We start from the raw sequence: 24,522 nt of genomic DNA on the forward strand, positions 1-24,522 counted from the left end.
TTAGCATCTTTGGAGAATTTAATGCAATTTTTAGAATCTATTGAATGTTGTAGTCAATAATGCTGGGACAAGAAAAAAACGAGCTATTTGCTCGTTACTTGTCATTTTTTATGGTTGTTACTTGATGGTAAATCATAAACCATGTCTCATTTCGACGCCAGATACTGGTATGGAAATTTCCCTCCAATTCGTAACTAATTAATTTGGTTTTTTGACTTACGGATGTCATCTTAAAGTCTTTATAATTGTTGAGGAGCGGTTGTTGGTTAGCAATGACTTCTTGGCGGTTGTGATGATGTCCATTTTCATCAATCAAGTAGAAATCAGGGGCTAAAAGATTTTCATAGTCAGGAATTTTTGATAGAAATATCTTTTCATTTCGAGAGAGTTTATGGAAGACATTGCCATAAATCTCATCCTCAGGAATTGCAGCTGGTTCGACATGGACATCAGTGTCGTAGACAGAGAAACGCTTGCTGAGGACTTTTTCGATTTGTTCAGTGATGGCATGACTCTCGTAAACAGAGAGGTCGGGGTTCATTTCAACAACAATGTCAAGGTAGATGTTACTCCCATAGGAACGGCCACGTTGCTTTTTAACTTTGGTAACTTTAGGAATCTCCAGAATGGCTTTTTCATAGGCCTTAAGATTTTTCTCATCGAAACCATCTGATAAACTAAAGGTTGCTTCCATGAAGATATCATAGGCTGTCTTTAGGATGAAAAAAGTGATGATAATGGCAGTAATATAGTCAATGATGGTAAGGTTGAAAGATGCTGCGATGATGGCAATTGAGGTTCCGATAGAAGTCACAGCATCAGAGAGATTGTCTTTAGCAGCCGCAATGAGGGCGCTGGACTTCAGTTTTTTGGCAAGACTCTTATTGTAAAAGTAGACGCCACACATGACGATGGCAGAGAGGACTCCAACGGTAGCACCAAGAGGATCAACTACAGTTTCAATTCTTAGAAAAACCTTTCGGACTGTTTGGATAAGGACTTGGAAGCCCACTACAAACATGATGAAGGAGGTGATTAAGCTTGATAAGTCTTCAATCTTCCAATGGCCAAACCTGTGGTCTGAATCGGCTGGTTGACTAGCCAGGTGTAGTCCAATGAGGAGAGCTACATTTCCTAAGATATCTGACAAGTTGTTGAAACCATCAGCTATCAAAGAGCTAGAGTTTAAAAAGTGTCCAGCGAGAAGTTTCGCTATTGTTAGGAGCATGTAGGCTACGATACTAACGATGGGACCTCGCCTCGCCGCCCGTAAGTTTTCATACGTCGTCATAGAATTACCCTTTTGTTTAAATACAAGTGTTTATTATAGCATAAAATGATAGCTTATTAAAGGTTGTATTGTTTTTATCGTCATGCTTGTTCGATTTTAAAATGAGAGTCAGAAGGAGAATGCAAAGAGTCAGCCTTTTTCAGTATTTTCCGAATATTCCCTACACATTTATGGTATAATTTAGGGGATTAAACAGTCTAAAAAAGAGGTTTTTATGGAACATTCGACATGGCATAGGCTTTTGAAAGAAGCTTTGCCGGACCATTATTTTTCAAAGATAAATCAGTTTATGGACCAGGTTTATAGCCAGGGAATCGTTTATCCCCCACGTGACAAGGTGTTTAATGCCTTGTTAGAGACTCCTTTCGAAGAGGTTCGGGTGGTTATCCTTGGACAGGACCCTTATCATGGTCCTAATCAGGCTCAAGGCTTGTCATTTTCAGTGCCTGAGACGATTCCAGCCCCACCTTCTTTGGTTAATATTCTCAAAGAATTGGGAGAGGATCTTGGGCCTAGAACGCATCATGATTTAACGACCTGGGCCAAGCAGGGAGTGCTATTGCTTAATGCTTGTCTGACTGTTCCAGCAGGTCAAGCCAATGGGCATGCCGGTCAGATTTGGGAACCGTTCACAGATGCTGTTATCAAGGTCCTCAATCAAAAAGATAGTCCCGTTGTCTTTATACTTTGGGGCGGCTATGCACGTAAGAAGAAGTCTCTAGTGACTAATCCTAAGCATGCCATTATTGAAAGTGCCCACCCGAGTCCCTTGTCGGCCTATCGTGGTTTTTTTGGTAGTAAGCCTTTTTCAAAAGCCAATACCTACCTTGTCTCTCAAGGCCAATCCCCAATTGATTGGTTGAAGTAAAATAGAAAGTTGGAAGATTATGTTACTTATTAAAAATGGTCGTGTTGTCGACCCTAAATCAGGTTTAGACACGCAAGCTGATGTTCTTGTTGATGGTAAAAAAGTCGTTAAAATCGCTGAAAATATTGACGCAGGTGATGCTCAAGTCATTGATGCGACTGGTCTTGTGGTTGCTCCTGGATTGGTGGATATCCATGTTCATTTCCGTGAACCAGGCCAAACCCATAAGGAAGACATTCATACTGGTGCCTTAGCAGCGGCGGCGGGTGGCTTTACGACTGTTGTAATGATGGCTAATACAAATCCAACGATTTCAGACAAGGAAACTTTGGAGGAAGTCTTGACTTCAGCAGCTAAAGAAAATATCCATGTGAAGTCTGTTGCAACAATCACTAAGAATTTTGATGGTGAAAACATCACTGATTTCAAGGGTTTGCTTGAAGCAGGTGCTGCTGGTTTCTCAGATGACGGTATTCCATTGACCAATGCTGGAATTGTCAAAAAGGCCATGGAGTTGGCTAAAGAGAATAATACCTTTATCAGCCTTCACGAAGAGGACCCTGACCTTAATGGTATTCTCGGATTTAATGAAAATATTGCTAAAAAAGAGTTTCATATTTGTGGAGCAACTGGTGTAGCTGAGTACAGTATGATTGCGCGTGATGTCATGATTGCTTATGATACCCAAGCCCATGTTCATATTCAACACTTGTCAAAAGCTGAATCTGTCAAAGTGGTTGAATTTGCTCAAAAACTTGGAGCACAAGTCACAGCGGAAGTAGCACCACAGCACTTCTCAAAAACTGAAGACCTCTTGCTTTCAAAAGGTGCTAATGCCAAGATGAATCCACCACTTCGTTTGGAATCTGACCGTCAAGCCGTTATTGAGGGATTGAAATCTGGAGTGATAACTGTTATTGCCACAGATCACGCGCCACACCATGCAGACGAAAAGAATGTGGCTGATGTGACTAAAGCCCCGTCAGGAATGACAGGACTCGAAACGTCTCTATCTCTTGGATTGACATACTTGGTTGATGCAGGCCATTTGAGTTTAATTGAGTTATTGAAAGTGATGACCAGCAATCCATCTGAGCTTTATGGCTTCGATGCCGGTTATTTGGCTGAAAATGGACCAGCTGACCTTGTGATTTTTGCAGATAAAGAAAAACGTCAGGTCACAGCAGACTTTAAGTCTAAAGCGGCCAACTCACCATTTGTCGGTGAAGAGCTTACGGGAAGTGTCAAATACACTATCTGTGACGGTGAGATTGTTTATCAAGCCTAAGTTTTTGCCCCTTCTTATTTGAGAAACCGAATGAAATTGTTATGGTTTTGTCTATTGCCATTTCTTTTGGTTTTAGGGCTAACAGTAAGGAGAGAATATGAAAAAATTTTTGATTTGGCTTGGTTGTTTAATAGCTTTTATAGTCCCCGTAATTTCTGTTAAAGCTGATGACGTTAGTTACCGTATCCCCTCATACAAAGGGCATCTAAGTATTTCGGATAATAGTAGTGCTACATTTACGCAGGAAATTACTTATGATTTTGAGAGTGATTATCATGGGCAGTATGTCACATTGGGTAGTGCAAAGCCAGTTCCAGATGGTTTTTACATTAGTGGTAATCCAACGGTAACAGCGACAGTAAATGGCCAAACCAAACCCTATGTTAGGGTTGAAGCATCAGAATTATCAGATGGAACTAAGCTGAAAGTTTACAACCAGGGGCATAGTGGTGATAAAGTTGTTCTTAAGGTTACTTGGCAAATTAGTCGTATTTTAAATCTTTATTCTGATGTTGCTGTCCTCAATTGGTTTCCGATTTCCGATTGGGATAAGTCGATTGGTCATGTTGATTTTACTGTTGATGGTTTAGATTCCAATAAGGGTGAGCTTTATGCTCATGCAGGATTCTTTCAAAAAAATCCTCAGGTTCAAAGGACGGATGAAGGCTATAATATTCAGTTTGATCATTTTCCTGCAAAGGGGAAACTCGAACTTCATGCTTATTGGCCTATGACACCAAGTCTAAAATCTAAAAATTCCACTAATATCATCAATAGTTCAGCTAAAGATAAATTCCTAAAACAGGAAAATGATATTGTGAGAAATAGAAAGATTTATCACATCATTTTCTATGGTCTTTTCCCAGGACTTCTCCTCGTCCTATTTGTTTTAGCTATTGTGTTTTATAGTTCAGTCTTGAGAAGCACTAGGCCACCACGTTTTCCAAAAGATAGTAGACTCTATGACATACCTCAAAATCTAGCTCCTCTAGTTCTTGCTCAGAACGTCTACAACCAACGATTTGACATTAGTGGTCTGAATAGTGTGACTTACCCAATATCCTTTAACCATATGGTCCAAGCAACGATACTGGATCTTATAGATAGAGGAAATTTATCCTTTAGTCAATCAAGGGGAGAGCCAATCCTTGAATTTGTTAAAAGTGATGGTTTAGCCGATTTTGAAGTAGCTTTTATTGACATGCTCTTTGATGGTCAAAGTCAAGTCAAAGAGAAAGATATGTTCTCACGATACTATATCAACGAAGGTGAAATTGAAGGTCAGTATAAAAAAGCTAAAAATAGGACAGAAAGAGATAAGCTTCGTTCTATAGGTAGAAATATTAGAAGTCTGTTTTTAGAAGATGCTACAAGGGTTACCCAAGGTGTCGAAAATCAAGAAAAGCAACTCGGATTACCAAGCCTGTATAGGCAGCTGACTCCTTCAGAAACGCATTTATCTTCAGTAGCAAACATAATGTTTATATCTCTTTATGTACTCATTGCTATTGGTTTCTTCCTTCTCTCAATTGGTTTCTCCTCTAATTTATCCTTTTTATATTTACTCATTTTCTTCCCAGTTATTACCATGCATCTTATTTATCGTCTTCAAATCAATGGGCGGGCAAACGGGTGCCTTGTTCCAGAAAACTCGGATATTTATTATCAATGGCATAGTTTTAACAACATGATTAAGAGTATCGGGCAGTTTAATCAAGCAGAATTACAATCCATTGTTTTATGGAATCGTATTCTAGTTTATGCGACACTTTATGGACAGGCCAAGAAAGTTAGTGACGTCCTGAAACGTTACAACATTCACCTTAGCAATCCATCTTTAGATGCCTTCACTTATTCACCTGTATCTTTTGCCATGCTCAATAATTCAACTGCATTGCAAAATTATGTTTCTGCTTCAGATACTGTAAGTAACTTTTCTATCAACTCAAGTAGTGGTAGTGGAGGCTTTAGTGGTGGTGGCTTCTCTGGTGGTGGAGGAGGCGGAGGTGGAGGTGCCTTCTAAGACCAGAAAAACAATTACTTACCAAATGTATCGGCTTTTAATAACTATACTTTGTAGTTGAAGGTGGATACGTAAAAATATAAAATAACTAGACTCCCTTTATAGAGACAGTGACAATAACACATTATTTCACTAGAGACTATAAGGGGAGTTTTTGGGTGTTAAAAGTGATAGTTGGTAATGAAGAAAGAGCTATTAAATGAAATGTTGGAAGCTCTTTCAATTATATATTGTTTAATTTTTGTGTTAGGTATAAAATATAGAGGTGATACAATGTTAAAGGAAATTTGTATATGAAACAGATTCACGATAATTTTTGGGCTAAGAAAACAGAGGAAAATGGTAGACTTCTTTGGTTACCATTAACTCAACACTTAGAAGACACGAAAAATATTGCAGGCCTCTTATGGGAACATTGGTTAAGTGAAGGACAAAAGGTATTAATTGAAAATTCTATTAATGCTAAAGCAAATATTGAAAACCAAGGGAAAAGATTGGCACAATTCCTAGGGGCTGTTCATGATATCGGTAAAGCAACACCAGCTTTTCAGACGCAAAAAGGTTATACAAATTCAGTAGATTTAGATATTCAATTGTTAGAAAAATTGGAACGCGCAGGTTTTTCTGGGATTAGTTCTCTCCAATTAGCCTCCCCTAAAAAGAGTCATCATAGCATTGCAGGTCAATATTTGTTATCCCATTATGGCGTGGACGAAGATATTGCAACAATTATTGGTGGACACCATGGACGACCAGTTGATGATTTAGACGGTTTAAATTCTCAAAAGAGCTATCCCTCCAATTATTACCAGGATGAAAAGAAAGATAGTCTCGTTTATCAGAAATGGAAGTCAACTCAAGAAGCTTTTTTAAACTGGGCTTTAACAGAAACAGGGTTTAATTCTGTGTCTCAGCTTCCAAAAATCAAACAGCCTGCTCAAGTTATTCTATCAGGTTTACTCATAATGTCTGACTGGATTGCTAGTAATGAGCATTTTTTTCCTTTGTTAAGTTTGGATGAAACTGATGTGAAAAGCAAGAGTCAACGTATTGAAACTGGGTTTAAAAAGTGGAAAAAATCTAACTTGTGGCAACCTGAAACTTTCGTTGACCTTGTTACTCTTTATCAGGAAAGATTTGGATTTAGTCCACGAAATTTTCAGCTGATACTCTCACAAACAATCGAAAAGACGACTAATCCTGGGATAGTGATACTGGAAGCGCCAATGGGACTCGGGAAAACAGAGGCGGCTCTAGCGGTATCAGAGCAGTTATCTAGTAAAAAAGGATGTAGTGGATTGTTTTTTGGATTGCCCACACAAGCAACCTCCAATGGAATTTTTAAGAGGATTGAACAGTGGACAGAGAATATAAAGGGTAACAATTCTGATCATTTTTCCATTCAGCTGGTTCATGGAAAAGCAGCCTTAAATACGGATTTTATTGAGCTACCTAAAGGAAATACAATTAACATGGACGACTCGGAAAACGGTAGTATTTTTGTCAATGAGTGGTTTTCTGGGAGAAAAACTTCAGCATTAGATGATTTTGTAGTTGGGACAGTCGACCAATTTTTAATGGTGGCTTTAAAACAAAAACATTTGGCCTTACGACATTTGGGATTTAGTAAAAAAGTTGTTGTTATTGATGAAGTTCATGCTTATGATGCCTATATGAGCCAATATTTGTTGGAAGCCATCAGATGGATGGGAGCTTATGGTGTTCCTGTAGTTATTTTATCAGCAACTTTACCTGCCCAACAAAGAGAAAAACTCATAAGAAGCTATATGGCTGGAATGGGAGTGAAATGGCGAGATATTGAAAATACAGATCAGATAAAAATTGACGCCTATCCTTTAATCACTTATAATGACGGACCTAACATTCATCAAGTTAAAACGTTCGAAAAGCAAGAACAAAAGAATATCTACATTCATCGTTTACCAGAAGAACGGTTATTTGATATTGTAAAAGAAGCTATTGACAATGGTGGAGTAGTGGGAATAATTGTCAATACGGTGAGAAAATCTCAAGAATTGGCAAGAAATTTTTCAGATATTTTTGGAGATGATATGGTAGATTTGCTTCATTCTAATTTCATAGCAACTGAAAGAATCCGAAAAGAAAAGGATTTACTGCAAGAAATTGGGAAAAAAGCAATGCGTCCACCAAAGAAAATCATTATTGGTACACAGGTGATTGAACAGTCGTTAGATATTGATTTTGATGTACTGATAAGCGACTTAGCGCCTATGGATTTACTTATTCAACGTATCGGACGACTACATCGTCACAAAATCAAACGGCCCCAAAAGCACGAAGTAGCAAGATTTTATGTTTTAGGAACATTTGAAGAGTTTGATTTTGATGAAGGAACGCGTTTGGTTTATGGGGACTACCTATTAGCTAGAACTCAATACTTTTTACCAGATAAAATACGACTTCCTGATGATATTTCACCGCTAGTCCAAAAGGTTTATAATTCAGACCTAACAATTACGTTTCCAAAGCCAGAATTTCATAAAAAATATTTGGATGCTAAGATAGAACATGATGATAAGATTAAAAATAAAGAAACAAAGGCAAAGTCATACCGTATTGCTAATCCTGTCTTAAAAAAATCGAGAGTTCGAACTAACAGTCTGATTGGTTGGTTAAAGAACCTCCATCCAAATGATAGTGAAGAAAAAGCATATGCTCAAGTTCGAGATATTGAAGATACAGTTGAAGTGATTGCTTTAAAAAAAATATCTGATGGGTATGGTTTGTTCATAGAAAATAAAGATATATCTCAGAATATTACTGATCCTATAATTGCAAAAAAGGTAGCACAAAATACTTTACGACTTCCGATGAGTTTATCCAAAGCCTTTAATATTGATCAAACGATTAATGAGCTTGAAAGATATAACAATAGCCACTTAAGTCAATGGCGAAACTCATCATGGTTAAAGGGATCTCTTGGGATTATTTTTGATAAAAACAATGAGTTTATACTGAATGGATTTAAACTATTATATGATGAAAAATATGGTGTTACCATAGAAAGGTTGGATAAGAATGAGTCGGTTTAATTTACTTGATGAACCCTGGATTTCTGTTGTTTATGACGAGAAAGGATCCACAAAAGATGTTTCTTTACAGGATTTATTTACAAATGCTCATCAGTATAAAGAATTAGCAGGAGATACGAAAACACAAGATTTTGCGGTATTACGAGTATTGTTGGCTGTTTTGCATACAGTTTTTTCCCGATTTGATATAGATGGAAATGCTTATGAGTATCTTACTATTGATGAAGGATGGAATCAGCTTGAACCAGTGGATGAGATGGATATTGAGAATTATGAAGAAGCTCTTTATGAAACATGGGAAAAACTTTGGACTAATAAAAGATTTCCAAATATTGTTAATCAATACTTAGAAAAATGGCGAGATCGCTTTTACTTATTTGACCAAAAGTATCCATTTTTTCAGGTAACGAAAGAAGAGATTGCTGGAGATAAAATTAGCAAAGCTAAAGGAACTAGTATTTTGGGTAAAAATATAAATAGAATTATATCTGAGAGTGGAAATAAGATAGCTTTATTTTCCTCAAAAGATGAAGAAAATAAAAATACTCTAACTGCCGCAGAATTAGCTAGATGGCTAATTACATTTCAAGGGTATTCAGGAGTATCCGATAAGGTCATTTTTGGAAATGAAAAATATACACCTTCGAAAGGATGGCTATTTGATATTGGTGCTATTTATATTAAAGGTAACACTTTATTCGAAACGTTGTTACTAAATTATATTTCACCGTATAATGAATGTGGTAATGTAGAAAATATTCAGCGACCTTGCTGGGAACTTGAAAGTTCTGATATCATTAAAAGTTACCTTGATGAAAAAGATATTACCAATATAGCTAGTTTATATACTATTTGGAGTAAAGGAATCTATATTGACCCAGACTTTAATTTAAATAAAGCTTTCTCTTTTGATATTGTGAAATTACCTGATATCAATCATAGGGATAATTTTTTGGAGCCAATGACACTTTGGAAGTATAATGTTTCGGGTAAAAATAGGGATAGCTATACACCAAAGAAACATCTTTTGAATCAGTCTTTATGGCGATCTTTTGGCTTGTTATCTATAAAAGATACTAGTCTTCAACATAGAAAACCAGGCGTTATCGAATGGCTTACAAATATTGATGATATAATAGGAAATCGACTATCAAATATTGTTGCAATTAGTATGCAGGACGATGGAAACCCTCAATCAAGGCTTCCAACGGATGAGGTTATTGACTCAATTTTTATCAATGATTTGGTTTTAACGGATTTAGACGAGGGTGGTTGGGTTCCTCGTATCAATGAAATAGTAGAAGAAACAAAAATAATTATTTCTAGAACATATAAAACGTATATTAATGATATAAAGGAAATTCGAAATATCTCTAATGGTAGTTATACTCAACAGATGGTTGAAAGTCTATATTTCAAAATCGACCAACCTTTCCGACAATGGTTAGCTAGCATTCAACCAGAAGATGATAAAGATTCTAAGATACAAGAATGGAGAGATTTACTGAAGAAAATAGTTAAAGCTGAAGCAGAAGTTATTTTACATCAAGGGGGTACGAGAGACTATCTTGGTATCCAAAAAGATGGGCGAATTAAGAATATTGCAACTGCCTATAATTCGTTTGATTATTGGCTTCGTCAACAGTTAAAATAGGAGTAGAGAATGTCACAACAAACTAAACAAACAGTTTGGACTGTTACAAACAGAATTATTTTTAAATTGAGTAACCAAAAAGAGGAAACGTATGATAAAGCTACACTAGCAAAAATTAGGAAAACATTGGGGAAACCCTTGAGTGAAGCAACAGAAATGTGGCCAATTCTGTTCAAAAATTTACCAGAGGAGTTTTTAAGTTCTTATCAGCAACCAAGCTATGAGGAATTAGCTATTTATACAGCGCTTCAATTGTATGCATTGCATCAGCAAGGTGTTTCAACAAGTGTGATGCTAGATGATTCTAAGCCCTATGAAAATATAGGTTCTGCACTTGGTAAGCTTAGGAAAGAAGATGATACCACTTCAATTGATAGACGATTCAATACCATGATTACCTCATCAACGTTTGAAGAACTTACTTATCATTTAAGGCATTTGATTTCGCTACTTAAAGTGGAGTCACCGGTGATTCAGGTTAATTACTCTGGCCTAGCAAATGATTTATATTGGTTTTTAAATAATAGTCAAGAAAATGTCCGCCTAAATTGGGCAAGAGCATATTATAAACAAATTAAAGGAGAAAAAAACAATGACAACTGAACAACGATTATTTTTAGATATTCATGCTATTCAAACCTTACCACCTTCAAATATGAATAGAGATGATACAGGTAGTCCGAAAACAGCTCAGTATGGAGGAGTTAGAAGATCTCGCGTAAGTTCTCAAGCATGGAAGAAAGCGATGAGAGAGTATTTTAATACTCATGGTGATCAGTCGAATGTTGGTATTAGAACAAAAGAAATTGTGAGATATGTTGCAGATAAAATAGTAGAACTAGATAGTTCTATCAGTATTGAAGATGCTTTGGAAAAAGCTGATAAAGTATTGATAGCTTCTGGAATCAAGAAAAAAGGTGAAGTTAAAGTACTTTATTTTATGGGTGATAGTCAAGCTAAGAAGTTAGCTCAAGCAGCCTATGACAATATAACACATAAAAAAGAGCTTCAAAAGTTGGCTAATGCAGATCCAGCTATTGATATCGCCCTGTTTGGTCGAATGGTAGCTGAAGATCCAACTCTTAATGAGGATTCTTCTTCTCAGGTTGCACATGCCATTTCCACACATGCTGTACAAACTGAATTTGATTTCTTTACGGCTGTTGATGATTTAGCTCCAGAGGATAATGCAGGGGCAGGTATGCTTGGAACGGTAGAGTTTAATTCTTCTACACTATATCGCTATGCAAATGTTGCGATTCATGAATTATCAAAACAATTAGGAAATGAGGAATCGTTGGAGAATAGTTTATCTTTGTTCATTGAGGCTTTTGCAAAGTCACTTCCAACAGGGAAAGTAAATACATTTGCTAATCAAACGCTACCACAGACTTTAATTGTAACGGTTCGAAGTGATCGTCCGGTTAATCTTGTCAGTGCATTTGAAGAACCAGTTAAATCAATAGAGGGCTATGTTACTAAATCTATCGATAAACTCGCCAAAGAGTTTACTAAGGTTGAGAAATTTGTAGACAAACCACTTATGACCTTCTATGTTACTTTGCATGAGAGCGACAATCTAAAACAAATTGGGGAGGAAAAAGATTCAATTTCAAAATTATTGGAAGATTTTTCAGAAATGATAGCCCAATATATTTAAAATAGGTGAATGCTATGAAGACGATATTGTTGAAATTTGCTGGCCCCTTACAATCATGGGGAACGAGTTCACATTTTGAAACTAGGCATACAGATTTTTATCCTTCCAAAAGTGCGGTAATTGGACTACTTGCTGCTAGTTTAGGTTATAGGAGAGACGAAGATGAAAAAATTCAAAAACTAAATGAACTTGATTTTGCTGTTCGTGTCGATCAGCAAGGAAATCTGTTAAGAGACTTCCATGTTGCACAGAAGTATACAGAAAAGGGTAAATTTGATAGAAATTATGTTACGAATCGGTATTATCTAGAAGACGCTGTATTTGTTGTAGCCCTCTCCCATACAGATGATAGCTTTATAGATATCATTAAAGGTGCTCTAAAAAATCCCTATTTCCAACCTTTTATGGGAAGAAGGACACTCCCAATAATTTCAGACTTTATCTTAGGTGAGACAGATGTTAATCCATTGGAGAGCCTAAAATCTCTGAAATGGCAAGCTTCTCTATGGTTTATGAAAAAATCTCATGATAAGGATGCTATTTCTTTGGAAGTTTATCTAGATAATCAGTTAGTCAATAAGGATGTATATCAGCTGAGGCAAGATTATGTTAGGTCATTTTCACAAAAAGGGAGAAGATTTGGTTTTAGATATGAAGTACGTGAATTAATTAGTGTTCAAAATCCTCACTTTTCAAATAGGAATACAGAGCATAACATTTTTGAGAGTATAGGAGATTGAAGTAATGTACATTTCTAGGGTAGAAATTGATCGATATAATAGACTAAAGGTTAGAGATTTAACGCATGTAGGAGCTTATCATGCTTGGGTGGAAGAGAGTTTTCCATCGGAATTAGAGCAATCAATCCGTACAAGAAAATTATGGCGAATCGATCGTATTCAAGATAAGGATTATCTTATTATTGTAAGTAAAGAAAAACCTAATTTACAAAAACTTGAAAAATATGGTGTTGTAGGAAGCGCTCAAACTAAGCACTATCAACATTTTTTAGATAACATCAAAACTGGTTGTCGAATGAATTTTAGAGTAGTGTTGAATCCGGTTATTTCAATTACTTCACCCGATAAATCAAAACGTGGGGTTGTAAAGCCACATGTGACAATTGAACATCAGATGGATTTTCTAGTGAAACGATCTGAGAAAAATGGCTTCTCATTAGTAGGGGAAAGATTTTCAATTGTTGAGCGTGGTTATGAGCTTTTTCAGAAATCAGAAAATCCCATACGTCTATCAAAAGTTGTTTACGAAGGTACTTTAACTGTTAGTGATGAGACGCTTTTCAAAAAAATGCTGACGGAGGGAATTGGAAAGAAAAAAGCATATGGTTTTGGCTTGATGACAGTGGTGCCACTTGAGGAATGAGTCATGGTAGAAAAAAGTGGAGCTAAGAAAACTTCTTTGAGAGAACTACCTAAAATTAGCGATCGTGTTAGTTTTATTTACGTTGAACATGCTAAAATAAATCGTGTTGATAGTGCAATCACAGTGATAGATAGTAGAGGAACAGTTCGAATACCAGCTGCTATGATTGGTGTATTGTTATTAGGACCGGGTACCGATATTAGTCATCGTGCTGTAGAATTGATAGGAGATACTGGAACCAGTATGGTTTGGGTTGGTGAACGTGGTGTTCGTCAATATGCACATGGGAGATCTTTGGCACATTCAACAAAATTTATAGAGAAACAAGCAAAACTTGTATCAAATTCTCGATTACGTTTAGCGGTTGCACGTAAGATGTATCAAATGAGATTCCCAGATGAAGATGTATCTGCGATGACCATGCAACAACTACGTGGACGGGAAGGATCGAGAGTTCGAAGAGTCTATCGGTTGCAATCTGAAAAATATCAAGTTTCTTGGACTAAAAGAGAGTACAATCCTGATGACTTTGAAGGTGGTGATATCGTTAATCAAGCATTGTCAGCTGCTAATGTAGCTTTATATGGTCTAGTACATAGTATAGTAGTTGCATTAGGAGCTTCACCAGGTTTAGGATTTGTACATACGGGTCATGATTTATCTTTTATTTACGATATAGCAGATTTATATAAAGCCGAATTAACAATTCCGTTGGCGTTTGAAATCGCAGCTAATTTTACTGAGATTGATGATATTGGGAAGATTGCTCGTCAGAAGGTTAGAGATTCCTTTGTTGATGGTAAATTAATAGTTCGAATTGTACAGGATATTCAACATTTATTTGATCTTGACGATGATGAAGAACTACTTGTCGATACTCTATCTTTATGGGATGACAAAGATATGCTTGTAAAGCATGGTGTTAGTTACAAGGAGGAGTTGTGAGATGCCCTTTACAGTGGTGACATTAAAAAGTGTCCCTCCGTCTCTTAGGGGGGATCTCACTAAATGGATGCAAGAGATTGCTACAGGAGTTTACATCGGTAATTTTAATTCTAGGATTCGAGAGAAATTATGGAATAGAATTCAGGCAAATGTTGGTGAAGGAGAGGCAACGATTAGTTATTACTATCGCAACGAGATTGGTTATCAGTTTGATACGATAAATTCCCAAAAATCTGTTGTGGATTTTGATGGTATTCCACTAGTATTAATACCTAACCCAAAGATATCTTCAGAAAATCATCCTAAATTAGGATATAGTAACGCTGCGAAGTCTCGTAAAATAAAACGATATTCTAGTTATAAAGAACCACAAGCTAACTCTTTAAAACCTTATGTTGTTATTGATATAGAAACTGATGGCCTAGACGAGAAAAAGAATACAATCATTGAGATTGGAGCAGTCAAGTTTAATGGACAACAAGTAGAGGAATTTAATTCTTTGATTAAGTATGAGGAGAAATTACCTACTGCAATTTCTAAATTGACAGGAATTTCTAAATCATTATTAGATCAAGAAGGACGCGATTTAGAAGAAGTACTTTCTGAATTTTTATTGTTTATTGGTAAATTAACTTTAGTTGGCTATAATATCCATTTTGATATTCAGTTTATCAATAATAAACTGAATAAATTTGGTTTACCCATATTAATAAATAAAACTCATGATATAATGAGATACGTCAAGGATGAGAAGTTATTCTTGGATAATTATCAATTGCAGACTGCTCTAAAGGCATATGGGATCGAGGATCAAGTTCCTCATAGAGCTTTGAAAGATGCTAGACTAATCTATCATTTATCAACTAAAGTAAATAAATTCTTAGCTAGGATGAAAGAAAAGTCTTAATTTCATTGGGATCTTTTAGTGTTTTTCCCGCACACGCGGGGGTGATCCCGCATTAAACAGAATGATTACGACTACTACCGCGTTTTTCCCGCACACGCGGGGGTGATCCCGATGCACCTATCCTCGATTTGCCAGAGTTGCAGTTTTTCCCGCACACGCGGGGGTGATCCCAGCATTTAATAATTCGCAAGAGGTCGGGCTCAGTTTTTCCCGCACACGCGGGGGTGATCCTAGTATGCTAGACTGTCTATTTACGCCATTTGAGTTTTTCCCGCACACGCGGGGGTGATCCCGTTGATGTTTGCATCATGCTACGCCCCACCCAGTTTTTCCCGCACACGCGGGGGTGATCCCGAATGACACACATTCACGATAGAAGTAACCCCGTTTTTCCCGCACACGCGGGGGTGATCCTAGATGGTTTTAGATTGATGTATCCGGGATTTTGTTTTTCCCGCACACGCGGGGGTGATCCTCACGGAAGGTATCGACTTGCCAAACGTTGATGGTTTTTCCCGCACACGCGGGGGTGATCCCAAAGCACCTTCAGAATCAACTACAGTACCTGCGTTTTTCCCGCACACGCGGGGGTGATCCTGTCTGTTTCAAGATTCTTCCGTTTTTCGTCGGGTTTTTCCCGCACACGCGGGGGTGATCCCGAAGTATTTACGTGAGAGGACTGACATTTTTAGTTTTTCCCGCACACGCGGGGGTGATCCCACTCCAGTTAGACTTCAAACCCTTGAATGTGTGTTTTTCCCGCACACGCGGGGGTGATCCCGTGTTTACGTGACCGAGGTTGTCGCTGAGAACGTTTTTCCCGCACACGCGGGGGTGATCCCGCTGGCAAAAGTGGACTATTGTGCTTGTCTGCGTTTTTCCCGCACACGCGGGGGTGATCCTATGTCATAGTAAGCATAGAATGGCATATTCAAGTTTTTCCCGCACACGCGGGGGTGATCCTATGTTTGTAAGTTAGTTAGAGAGGAGGAACAAGTTTTTCCCGCACACGCGGGGGTGATCCTGCAGCGCCATTCGTGACAGCCTTCGGTGCGGCGTTTTTCTCGCACACGCGGGGGTGATCCCAGCAATGATTTTTCAGAAGTTCTTGCGAACTTGTTTTTCCCGCACACGCGGGGGTGATCCTATGCTCACTGTCTGGCATATTGTCGTAATATAGTTTTTCCCGCACACGCGGGGGTGATCCTGAACAGACTTAAATCGCTAAGAAAAAAATCAAGTTTTTCCCGCACACGCGGGGGTGATCCCGCTGATTTGAGACCGTCTCCGATACCTTTGGCGTTTTTCCCGCACACGCGGGGGTGATCCCACCTCGTAAGCGGTGCAGCTCGTTGATAGCGTGTTTTTCCCGCACACGCGGGGGTGATCCTGTCACAAAAAGAACATACATTTATTGGGAACAGTTTTTCCCGCACACGCGGGGGTGATCCCGTGACCGTTAACGATTCCCACATATCCTTGATGTTTTTCCCGCACACGCGGGGGTGATCCTGCAATTACTGCATTAGTATTCGCTTGCTTGTCGTTTTTCCCGCACACGCGGGGGTGATCCTAGGGTTTCTTCCTATTATATACGCATTTCAAAGTTTTTCCCGCACACGCGGGGGTGATCCTGAACTTACCGTCAACATACGTATCAACGAACAGTTTTTCCCGCACACGCGGGGGTGATCCTGGAAGCCGCAGAAAGGCGATTCTACGGAATACGTTTTTCCCGCACACGCGGGGGTGATCCCATAAGCCAGTTTAGAGCGTCAAGAGATAGATTGTTTTTCCCGCACACGCGGGGGTGATCCCACATCTGTAGCTAGACCTGCTCCTGTAAGTTCGTTTTTCCCGCACACGCGGGGGTGATCCCGCCAATAGCCAGTCTAAGCAGAGAGCAATAGAGTTTTTCCCGCACACGCGGGGGTGATCCCACTAGCGAATACGGCTGACAATGCCATCACTTGTTTTTCCCGCACACGCGGGGGTGATCCTAGAAAGGAAATTGAAAATGAAAAAACTTATTAGTTTTTCCCGCACACGCGGGGGTGATCCCGCTAGACTGGAAACACCTATTGACAAGCACCTGTTTTTCCCGCACACGCGGGGGTGATCCTAACCTTGATACAGTTTTCAATTTTTTCTGAGAGTTTTTCCCGCACACGCGGGGGTGATCCCGTTGTATTGATAAGGTTATGGACATCATTAACGTTTTTCCCGCACACGCGGGGGTGATCCCAACATGAGGTCACTAGACAATCCTCTTAGTGAGTTTTTCCCGCACACGCGGGGGTGATCCCAAGAGTATTAACACCCTCTTGGATATTGCTTGGTTTTTCCCGCACACGCGGGGGTGATCCCGGGATTGAAAACTCTAATTCATGGATACTGTTGTTTTTCCCGCACACGCGGGGGTGATCCTACAATAATTTCGAACGGTTGTGCAATGTCGTTGTTTTTCCCGCACACGCGGGGGTGATCCTAAGCCAGAGCCAACTTTTGAAGTCCCACACGAGTTTTTCCCGCACACGCGGGGGTGATCCCGGGATTGAAAACTCTAATTCATGGATACTGTTGTTTTTCCCGCACACGCGGGGGTGATCCTACCATTCTTTGACTTGCGGCCTTGCTCGATAAGTTTTTCCCGCACACGCGGGGGTGATCCTACAAATTTTAGTCAAATGATGATATGACAATATAAATCGATTGGTTGAGGTCTCTTTTTAGATCCGCTAATTAGTTGATTACTTTTTAAGTATTGCCGTTGTAAGCAGCATATCTTATAGGTAGAAATGCTGTCATACCTTGTCATAGACTACTCCTTATTGTTTTAGAACTGTGTTGTTTCTAAAGGTTCCAAAACAAGCGCTTTTTCTTTATATGCACACCAAAAAAGAGCCATTGGCTCTTTTTATTATCGTTTTAATATCCAGGCTCAAAGACTTCAATAATTTGAATAAGGTAGCCTTCATGGAAACCGACTCGGTAATCGACGTTTGGCAGCGTTTTAACCAAATCATTAAGTTCCTTGTCCTTGCTAACGGAATCAGTTAGGACTGGTAGTTCAACAACAAAAAGTTGGGAATGGTCCATTTGTAGATAGCTACTATGTATCTTGGTATCAGGACGGAGTTGTTTGAGAACAGCTTTGTCTGAGGCCTGAAGAAGTTGGTACAAATCTAAGTCTGATAAAGGAACTTCTCCAAATTTTGGACTAATATTGATCGTGATATCAATATGAGCTGACCTCGTCCCTACAATACGATTAGAAAGAAAACTAGCTAAGATAGGATTAGTCAGCTGATTCAATTTTTCTTGAGTTTCTGGGCTACTAATGATGGAATTACTCGTTTTATAAATCTCAAGTAAATCTTTAGCTTTTGTGGCATCATCAGCCTTTAAAGCTACTGAGACATCCTTCAGATTTTTTTTGTAAAGCTCTGAAAATTTTTGTTTTTGGGTGATAATTTGGACTAGGGCTTTGTTGTAATTAGTCATAGTCCCTAGCAATTTAAAACGTTCTCTGTTCAATCTTTTGATGAACTGTGAGTGGACGGCTTCGTTCCAATTGTAAAAATCCCATAGGAGAAGGGCGAGGTAAAGCATCAAAACGATGATACTATTTGAACTCACTCTAAATACCATTTCAAATAAGTTCTGGGGGTCATTCGTAGTTGGAAGAACGCTATTAAGACCATGGATGACTGTGAAAAAGACGTAATAAACAGCGAGAAAAGTGGTACTACGCAACCAATTACGTCTCGCCCAGTATTCATCGAGTTTGCTCATCTGATCTAAATCAATAGCGAAAATCTTAAGGATCAGAAAGATGATAAGAGGAGCTAAAAAGTAAGTCAGAATATGTAGGTTATTATCAAGACTCACATCTCCCTTGATATGTAGGACATGAGGCAATATGACGATTGAGAGCAATCGCGTGGCAACATCAAAGAGAATAGTTGGATAAAAAGCAAAAAGAAGTCGATGATAAAAGGAGCGTTCTCTAACAAGAGCCAAGTCAACAACTAGAAAGAAAAGAGGGTCTACAATGATTTTGACAAGGTTGAAGTAAGATGCCCCAGCAACGTAAGAGATGAAAATGAGAAAGAGGTGCCCAGGTAATGGTTTAACCTTAGACATGATTTGATAAAGGTACCAGATAGAAATAAAACTAATGGCCTGCAGGAGAGGATTGATAATATTAGTAATCATGATAACCTCCTTTGGTCATGTCAATTTCAATTTGTAGACGATAAATACCAGCACGTGTATTTGAAATAATGTTAACATTTGGATAATTGACCAGAATGTGGGTGACACGTTTTAATTCTGGGTCGCTAAAATCAGAAGTAATCGGTGAATCTTCTTTTGTGCTTGAGCTTTCCACGACAAAGTGCTGACTGTCCTCGTCTTTAAAATAGGCAAAGCTAAGGTATTTTTGTCTACTGTCTCTTGCTTGGTCAATGACATGATCTAAGATAGTCGATAAGATATAAACCCAGTCTAAGGGATAAATAGGATAGACAGTGATTGGTTCGGGAATTTCCATACTAACCCAGACATCTAGTTCTTTAGCCTTTAAAAATTTAGCTTCAAAAAGCGCCTGCAAGTCAGCTAATTTTATGTTTTCAAGCTTATTTCTGTAGAATCGGTCAATCTTTTTATCTAAAGGGTTTGGTGTTAGCAAATAATCTATAAGTTCCTCAGCTTCGTCGTTTTGTTGGAAGCGAATGAGGTCATAGAGATTTTCAGCTTCATCCTTGATAAAAAGTTCTTGGCTAGTCTTTTTTTGATACCAAGTATTGATGTTTTGACTTGATTTTTGCAGAAGGTCTATATGCACCTCTTGAGCAGCCCTTGTTTGGGCTTTTAATTCTTTTCTATAGAGGGTAACTTGTTTAGATAGAATTAAAGCCGTAGCAATAAGAAAGAAAAGAGTGAGTTGGATATTATTCGTAATCAATTCCGAGATAAAGTAAATGACTGCTAGACTATAAAGTGCGACTGACGTAGATCTGTACCATGGTCTGGCAGAATCAATTTGCTTTAAGCGATTATAATCGACTTGTAGAAGAGCATTCTGAGCAAACCAAAGTAAGAAGGCTAAGAAAAGGATTAAGAAGCCAGCGAAATTGTAATCTAAGACAAAAGGAAAAAAGATTGGAATAATGAGGGAAATCACAAGCCTTACCATTAGGGCAAAGGTAAATGGTATAAAGAAGGATTCCAAGATGGTATGTCTAAGATTTTTGAAGGATTTGACAGAATGAAGGAATACAAGCGCTATAAAACCTGATTTTGGGAAGAGAATACCTAAAAAGCTGAAAGTCATAATCGCTACTCCAGCTAAAAAGAGAACCCAGTATCTTACGGGTCTATGCGTGGTTAATTTGAAGATAACAATTTGTAATATAAAAGCTGTACATGCCGTAAGCCCGTGAACAATGGCATCACTCAATATAATATAATCTCCTATTCGGATAAAATCTATTCAATTATATCATACCCCTTGGAAAAATAGCATACGAATTGCCTCTTAGTGACAGTTATGTAAGGCTTTTCATTTTTCAAGCATATTTCTTGCCCATAAAGTTTTTTTCCCCTATTCTAGATGTATAGAAAAAATTCGATAGAGGAGATCGATATGATAAAACTTTCTAAAGAGACACATCTTGAGATGTTCACTAAAATGGAACGTATCCGTGAATTTGATTCACGTATTAATAAATTGGTTCGTCGTGGGTTTGTTCAAGGGATGACTCACTTTTCAGTTGGTGAAGAAGCCGCTAACGTTGGGGCTGTTCAACACTTGAGCTACGATGATATTTTCTTTTCAAACCACCGTGGTCATGGACAATCTATTGCTCAAGACATGGACTTGAACAAAATGATGGCCGAACTAGCTGGTAAGGCAACGGGTGTTTCAAAGGGCCGTGGTGGCTCAATGCACTTGGCTGACTTCGAAAAAGGTAACTATGGTACCAATGGTATCGTTGGTGGTGGCTATGCCCTTGCCGTAGGCGCAGCCCTCACGCAACAATATAAAGAAACTGGAAATATCGTTGTTGCCTTTTCAGGAGATGGTGCTACTAATGAAGGCTCTTTCCACGAGTCAGTCAATATGGCTTCTGCTTGGAAATTGCCAGTAATTTTCTTCATCATTAACAACCGTTATGGTATCTCAATGGATATTCATAGAGCTACCAACACTCCTCATTTGTATACACGTGCGGAAGCCTATGGTATTCCAGGTTTCTACTGTCAGGATGGTAATGATGTCATGGCAGTCTACGAAACAATGGGCAAGGCTGTGGAACATGTTCGTGGTGGAAATGGTCCTGCTATCGTTGAGGTAGAGTCATACCGTTGGTTTGGTCACTCCACTGCCGATGCTGGAGTTTATCGTACCAAGGAAGAGGTTGATGAGTGGAAGAACCATAACGATCCAATCATTAAATACCGTAACTATTTGGTTTCTGAAAAAATCGCAAGTGATGAGGAACTAGATGCTATTCAAAGCCAAGTTAAGGCACAAATCGATGCAGCGTATGAGTTTGCTCAAAATAGCCCAGATCCAGAACTTTCAATTGCCTTTGAAGATGTATGGGTAGACTAAAGAGAAAGGTTGAGGAATAACAAGTATGAGTGAAACAAAATTGATGGCCTTACGTGAGGCAGTAAACCTTGCCATGAGCGAGGAAATGCGTAAAGATGAAAATATATTCCTTATGGGTGAAGATGTTGGTATCTACGGCGGTGACTTTGGTACTTCAGTGGGTATGTTGGCTGAATTTGGTGAAAAACGTGTTAGAGATACGCCAATTTCAGAAGCAGCTATCGCTGGTGCTGCTGTTGGATCTGCCATCACAGGTCTTCGTCCGATTGTTGACTTGACTTTCATGGACTTCATCACAATTGCCCTTGACGCTATCGTTAATAACGGTGCAAAGAACAACTACATGTTTGGTGGTGGATTGAAGACACCTGTAACCTTCCGTGTGGCATCTGGTTCAGGGATTGGTTCTGCAGCACAGCACTCACAATCTCTTGAGTCATGGTTGACCCACATCCCAGGAATTAAAGTGGTTGCACCAGGGAATGCTAATGATGCTAAAGGCCTTTTGAAATCTGCTATTCAAGATAATAACATTGTTATCTTCATGGAACCTAAGGCACTTTACGGTAAGAAAGAAGAAGTAACACAAGATCCTGATTTCTACATCCCACTTGGAAAAGGTGAGATTAAACGTGAAGGTACTGATTTGACAATCGTATCATATGGTCGTATGTTGGAACGTGTTCTTAAGGCGGCTGAAGAAGTGGCTGAACAAGGTATTAATGTTGAGGTCGTTGACCCTCGTACCCTCGTTCCACTTGATAAGGAATTGATTTTCGACTCAGTTAAGAAAACTGGAAAATTGATGTTGGTAAATGATGCTTATAAGACTGGTGGCTTTATCGGCGAAATTGCTGCTATGGTTACTGAAAGTGAAGCATTTGATTACCTTGACCACCCAATTGTACGTTTGGCAAGTGAAGATGTGCCTGTACCTTATGCGCGTGTCTTGGAACAAGCGGTTCTTCCAGATGTTGAAAAGATTAAGGCTGCTATTATCAAGATGGCCAATAAAGGAAACTAACTTTCTAGCGACGGTTAAGTGATATGTCTCGCTAGTAAAATGTGTTTCTTGTTTTAACTGTGAGAGTATCGGAAAATATAATTTAAAGTAGAAAGGAGAGGGCGTTAAAGCGTTTGAGTTGATTTGAACTCGAACGAAATGCTTCGGAATTTAGATAGTTTTACTTGTGTGCAAGCACACTAACGTAAAACTCCTAAAATTCTGTCGCATTTTAGCGTTCTTAGTATCATAAAATATGGCTTTTGAGATTATTATGCCTAAGCTTGGTGTGGACATGCAGGAAGGTGAAATCATCGAGTGGAAAAAACAAGAGGGTGATGTGGTTAATGAGGGAGATATCCTTCTTGAAATCATGTCAGACAAGACGAACATGGAACTTGAAGCGGAAGATTCAGGTGTCCTTTTGAAGATTACTCGTCAGGCTGGTGAAACAGTTCCAGTAACTGAGGTAATTGGTTATATCGGAGCAGAAGGTGAAGTTGTGGCTGATAATGCTGCGAGCGCACCAGTTGCAGCAGCTGCACCGCAAGTTGAAGAAGTTGCTGTTGTGGAAACGCCTGCCGCTACGCCTCAACCACAAGTAGCTGTGGTTCATGAAGGTGGTAAGGTTCGTGCAACGCCTAAGGCTCGTAAGGTGGCGCGTGAGTTGGGCATTGACCTTGCTCAGGTTCCGGGAACTGGACCAAAAGGTCGGGTTCATGCAGATGACGTTGAGAACTTCAAAGGTGCTCAACCTAAGGTAACCCCATTAGCACGTAAGATTGCTGCAGACCTCGGTATTGATTTAGCGACCGTTTCTGGAACAGGCTTTGGTGGTAAGATTACTAAGGAAGATGTCCTTGCAATCAGTGCTCCAGCACAAGTTAAGGAAGCTGCTGCTGCACCTGCGGTTGAAGTTAAACCTGAAAAAGTCTTGCCAGAAGGTGTGGAAGTCATTCCAATGTCTGCTATGCGTAAGGCGATTTCTAAGGGAATGACGCATTCATACTTGACTGCACCAACATTTACTCTTAACTATGATGTGGACATGACTAACCTTATGGCTCTTCGTAAGCAAGTCCTTGATCCAATCATGAACAAGACTGGTATGAAGGTGACTTTCACTGATTTGATTGGTTTAGCAGTCGTTCGTACCCTTATGAAGGAGGAACATCGTTACCTCAATGCATCCTTGATTGATGATGCGCAAAATATCGAATTACACAAATTTGTTAATATCGGTATTGCCGTTGGTCTTGATGATGGTTTGATTGTGCCAGTTGTTCATGGTGCAGATAAGATGAGTTTGTCCGAGTTTGTTGTGGCCTCTAAGGATGTCATTAAAAAAGCTCAAGCTGGTAAATTGAAGGCTGCCGAAATGTCAGGTTCTACCTTCTCAATTACTAACTTGGGAATGTTTGGAACTAAATCATTTAATCCAATCATCAACCAACCAAACTCAGCTATCCTTGGTGTTTCAGCAACTATTCAGACACCTGTCGTTGTTGATGGTGAAGTTGTCGTGCGTCCAATTATGGGACTTTGCTTAACTATTGACCACCGTATTGTGGATGGTATGAATGGTGCCAAATTCATGGTTGATTTGAAGCATCTGATTGAAAATCCAATGGAATTGTTGATTTAAGTGAAATAAAATATCTGAAAACTGAAGTTTTGAAATAGAAAGGAGAGGGCGTTAAAGCGTTTGAGTTGATTTGAACTCGAACGAAATGCTTCGGAATTTAGATAGTTTTACTTGTGTGCAAGCACACTAACGTAAAACTCCTAAAATTCTGTCGCATTT

The 24,522-nt window shown here is 38.9% G+C and carries 17 protein-coding genes and 1 CRISPR repeat array; of the genes, 14 read left to right on the forward strand and 3 right to left on the reverse strand.

Annotation, left to right across the window (positions count from 1 at the left end):
- Positions 1-94: 94 nt before the first annotated feature.
- Positions 95-1,291 carry a cation diffusion facilitator family transporter gene (locus PCY14_RS04375; RefSeq protein ID WP_164376248.1) on the reverse strand — a complete coding sequence of 399 codons (1,197 nt, stop codon included), beginning with the start codon at positions 1,289-1,291 and terminating at the stop codon, positions 95-97.
- A 214-nt stretch (positions 1,292-1,505) separates the two neighbouring features.
- Here PCY14_RS04375 and PCY14_RS04380 point away from each other — a divergent pair, with 214 nt between their 5' ends.
- The 11 genes from PCY14_RS04380 to cas2e all read left to right on the forward strand — a co-directional run bounded on the left by PCY14_RS04380 (position 1,506) and on the right by cas2e (position 15,093).
- Positions 1,506-2,159: a uracil-DNA glycosylase gene (locus tag PCY14_RS04380; RefSeq protein ID WP_008534577.1), complete on the forward strand. Its 654-nt coding sequence runs from the start codon at positions 1,506-1,508 to the stop codon at positions 2,157-2,159.
- 19 nt (positions 2,160-2,178) lie between these two features.
- A complete protein-coding gene (locus tag PCY14_RS04385; protein WP_021145416.1) occupies positions 2,179-3,447 on the forward strand; it encodes a dihydroorotase in 1,269 nt (422 codons plus the stop codon).
- 97 nt (positions 3,448-3,544) lie between these two features.
- On the forward strand, positions 3,545-5,470 hold the full coding sequence (locus tag PCY14_RS04390) for a DUF2207 domain-containing protein (protein ID WP_301363192.1): 1,926 nt from the start codon (positions 3,545-3,547) through the stop codon (positions 5,468-5,470).
- A 293-nt stretch (positions 5,471-5,763) separates the two neighbouring features.
- On the forward strand, positions 5,764-8,544 hold the full coding sequence (gene cas3, locus PCY14_RS04395; RefSeq protein WP_301363193.1) for a CRISPR-associated helicase Cas3': 2,781 nt from the start codon (positions 5,764-5,766) through the stop codon (positions 8,542-8,544).
- The gene (locus PCY14_RS04400; RefSeq protein ID WP_021145411.1) at positions 8,531-10,198 is read left to right on the forward strand and encodes a type I-E CRISPR-associated protein Cse1/CasA; all 1,668 of its coding nucleotides are present in this window, start codon (positions 8,531-8,533) and stop codon (positions 10,196-10,198) included. The genes cas3 and PCY14_RS04400 overlap by 14 nt, the downstream gene beginning before the upstream one ends.
- Before the next feature lie 9 nt (positions 10,199-10,207).
- On the forward strand, positions 10,208-10,801 hold the full coding sequence (gene casB / locus PCY14_RS04405) for a type I-E CRISPR-associated protein Cse2/CasB (protein ID WP_293942052.1): 594 nt from the start codon (positions 10,208-10,210) through the stop codon (positions 10,799-10,801).
- Positions 10,791-11,858 (forward strand): type I-E CRISPR-associated protein Cas7/Cse4/CasC, encoded by a 1,068-nt coding sequence (gene cas7e / locus PCY14_RS04410; protein WP_301363194.1) that lies wholly within the window; start codon positions 10,791-10,793, stop codon positions 11,856-11,858. Before casB ends, cas7e begins: the two co-directional genes overlap by 11 nt.
- Before the next feature lie 14 nt (positions 11,859-11,872).
- On the forward strand, positions 11,873-12,598 hold the full coding sequence (gene cas5e, locus PCY14_RS04415) for a type I-E CRISPR-associated protein Cas5/CasD (protein WP_301363196.1): 726 nt from the start codon (positions 11,873-11,875) through the stop codon (positions 12,596-12,598).
- Positions 12,599-12,602: 4 nt separating this feature from the next.
- Positions 12,603-13,241 carry a type I-E CRISPR-associated protein Cas6/Cse3/CasE gene (gene cas6e, locus PCY14_RS04420; protein WP_021145407.1) on the forward strand — a complete coding sequence of 213 codons (639 nt, stop codon included), beginning with the start codon at positions 12,603-12,605 and terminating at the stop codon, positions 13,239-13,241.
- Positions 13,242-13,244: 3 nt separating this feature from the next.
- Positions 13,245-14,186 carry a type I-E CRISPR-associated endonuclease Cas1e gene (cas1e, locus tag PCY14_RS04425; protein ID WP_021145406.1) on the forward strand — a complete coding sequence of 314 codons (942 nt, stop codon included), beginning with the start codon at positions 13,245-13,247 and terminating at the stop codon, positions 14,184-14,186.
- Between the two features lies 1 nt (position 14,187).
- Positions 14,188-15,093 carry a type I-E CRISPR-associated endoribonuclease Cas2e gene (gene cas2e, locus PCY14_RS04430; RefSeq protein WP_008534595.1) on the forward strand — a complete coding sequence of 302 codons (906 nt, stop codon included), beginning with the start codon at positions 14,188-14,190 and terminating at the stop codon, positions 15,091-15,093.
- A gap of 20 nt (positions 15,094-15,113) precedes the next feature.
- A CRISPR array of direct repeats spans positions 15,114-17,766; the repeat unit is 28 nt; unit sequence GTTTTTCCCGCACACGCGGGGGTGATCC.
- 255 nt (positions 17,767-18,021) lie between these two features.
- On the opposite strand, the gene PCY14_RS04435 is transcribed toward cas2e, so the two are convergent.
- Positions 18,022-19,311 carry a hypothetical protein gene (locus tag PCY14_RS04435; protein WP_301363197.1) on the reverse strand — a complete coding sequence of 430 codons (1,290 nt, stop codon included), beginning with the start codon at positions 19,309-19,311 and terminating at the stop codon, positions 18,022-18,024.
- The gene (locus PCY14_RS04440; protein WP_301363198.1) at positions 19,301-20,431 is read right to left on the reverse strand and encodes a hypothetical protein; all 1,131 of its coding nucleotides are present in this window, start codon (positions 20,429-20,431) and stop codon (positions 19,301-19,303) included. Before PCY14_RS04440 ends, PCY14_RS04435 begins: the two co-directional genes overlap by 11 nt.
- Positions 20,432-20,743: 312 nt before the next feature.
- Here PCY14_RS04440 and PCY14_RS04445 point away from each other — a divergent pair, with 312 nt between their 5' ends.
- From PCY14_RS04445 to PCY14_RS04455, 3 genes are all read left to right on the forward strand, one after another.
- Entirely contained in the window at positions 20,744-21,715 is a 972-nt protein-coding gene (locus PCY14_RS04445) for a thiamine pyrophosphate-dependent dehydrogenase E1 component subunit alpha (protein WP_008534604.1), read from the forward strand.
- A 25-nt stretch (positions 21,716-21,740) separates the two neighbouring features.
- Positions 21,741-22,739 carry an alpha-ketoacid dehydrogenase subunit beta gene (locus tag PCY14_RS04450; protein ID WP_002888870.1) on the forward strand — a complete coding sequence of 333 codons (999 nt, stop codon included), beginning with the start codon at positions 21,741-21,743 and terminating at the stop codon, positions 22,737-22,739.
- A 235-nt stretch (positions 22,740-22,974) separates the two neighbouring features.
- Complete coding sequence (locus PCY14_RS04455) at positions 22,975-24,363, forward strand: dihydrolipoamide acetyltransferase (RefSeq protein ID WP_298822555.1); 1,389 nt, start codon at positions 22,975-22,977, stop codon at positions 24,361-24,363.
- Positions 24,364-24,522: the final 159 nt, after the last annotated feature.

It is taken from the genome of Streptococcus sp. SV2, from assembly GCF_030440175.1.
Lineage (GTDB): Bacteria > Bacillota > Bacilli > Lactobacillales > Streptococcaceae > Streptococcus > Streptococcus raffinosi.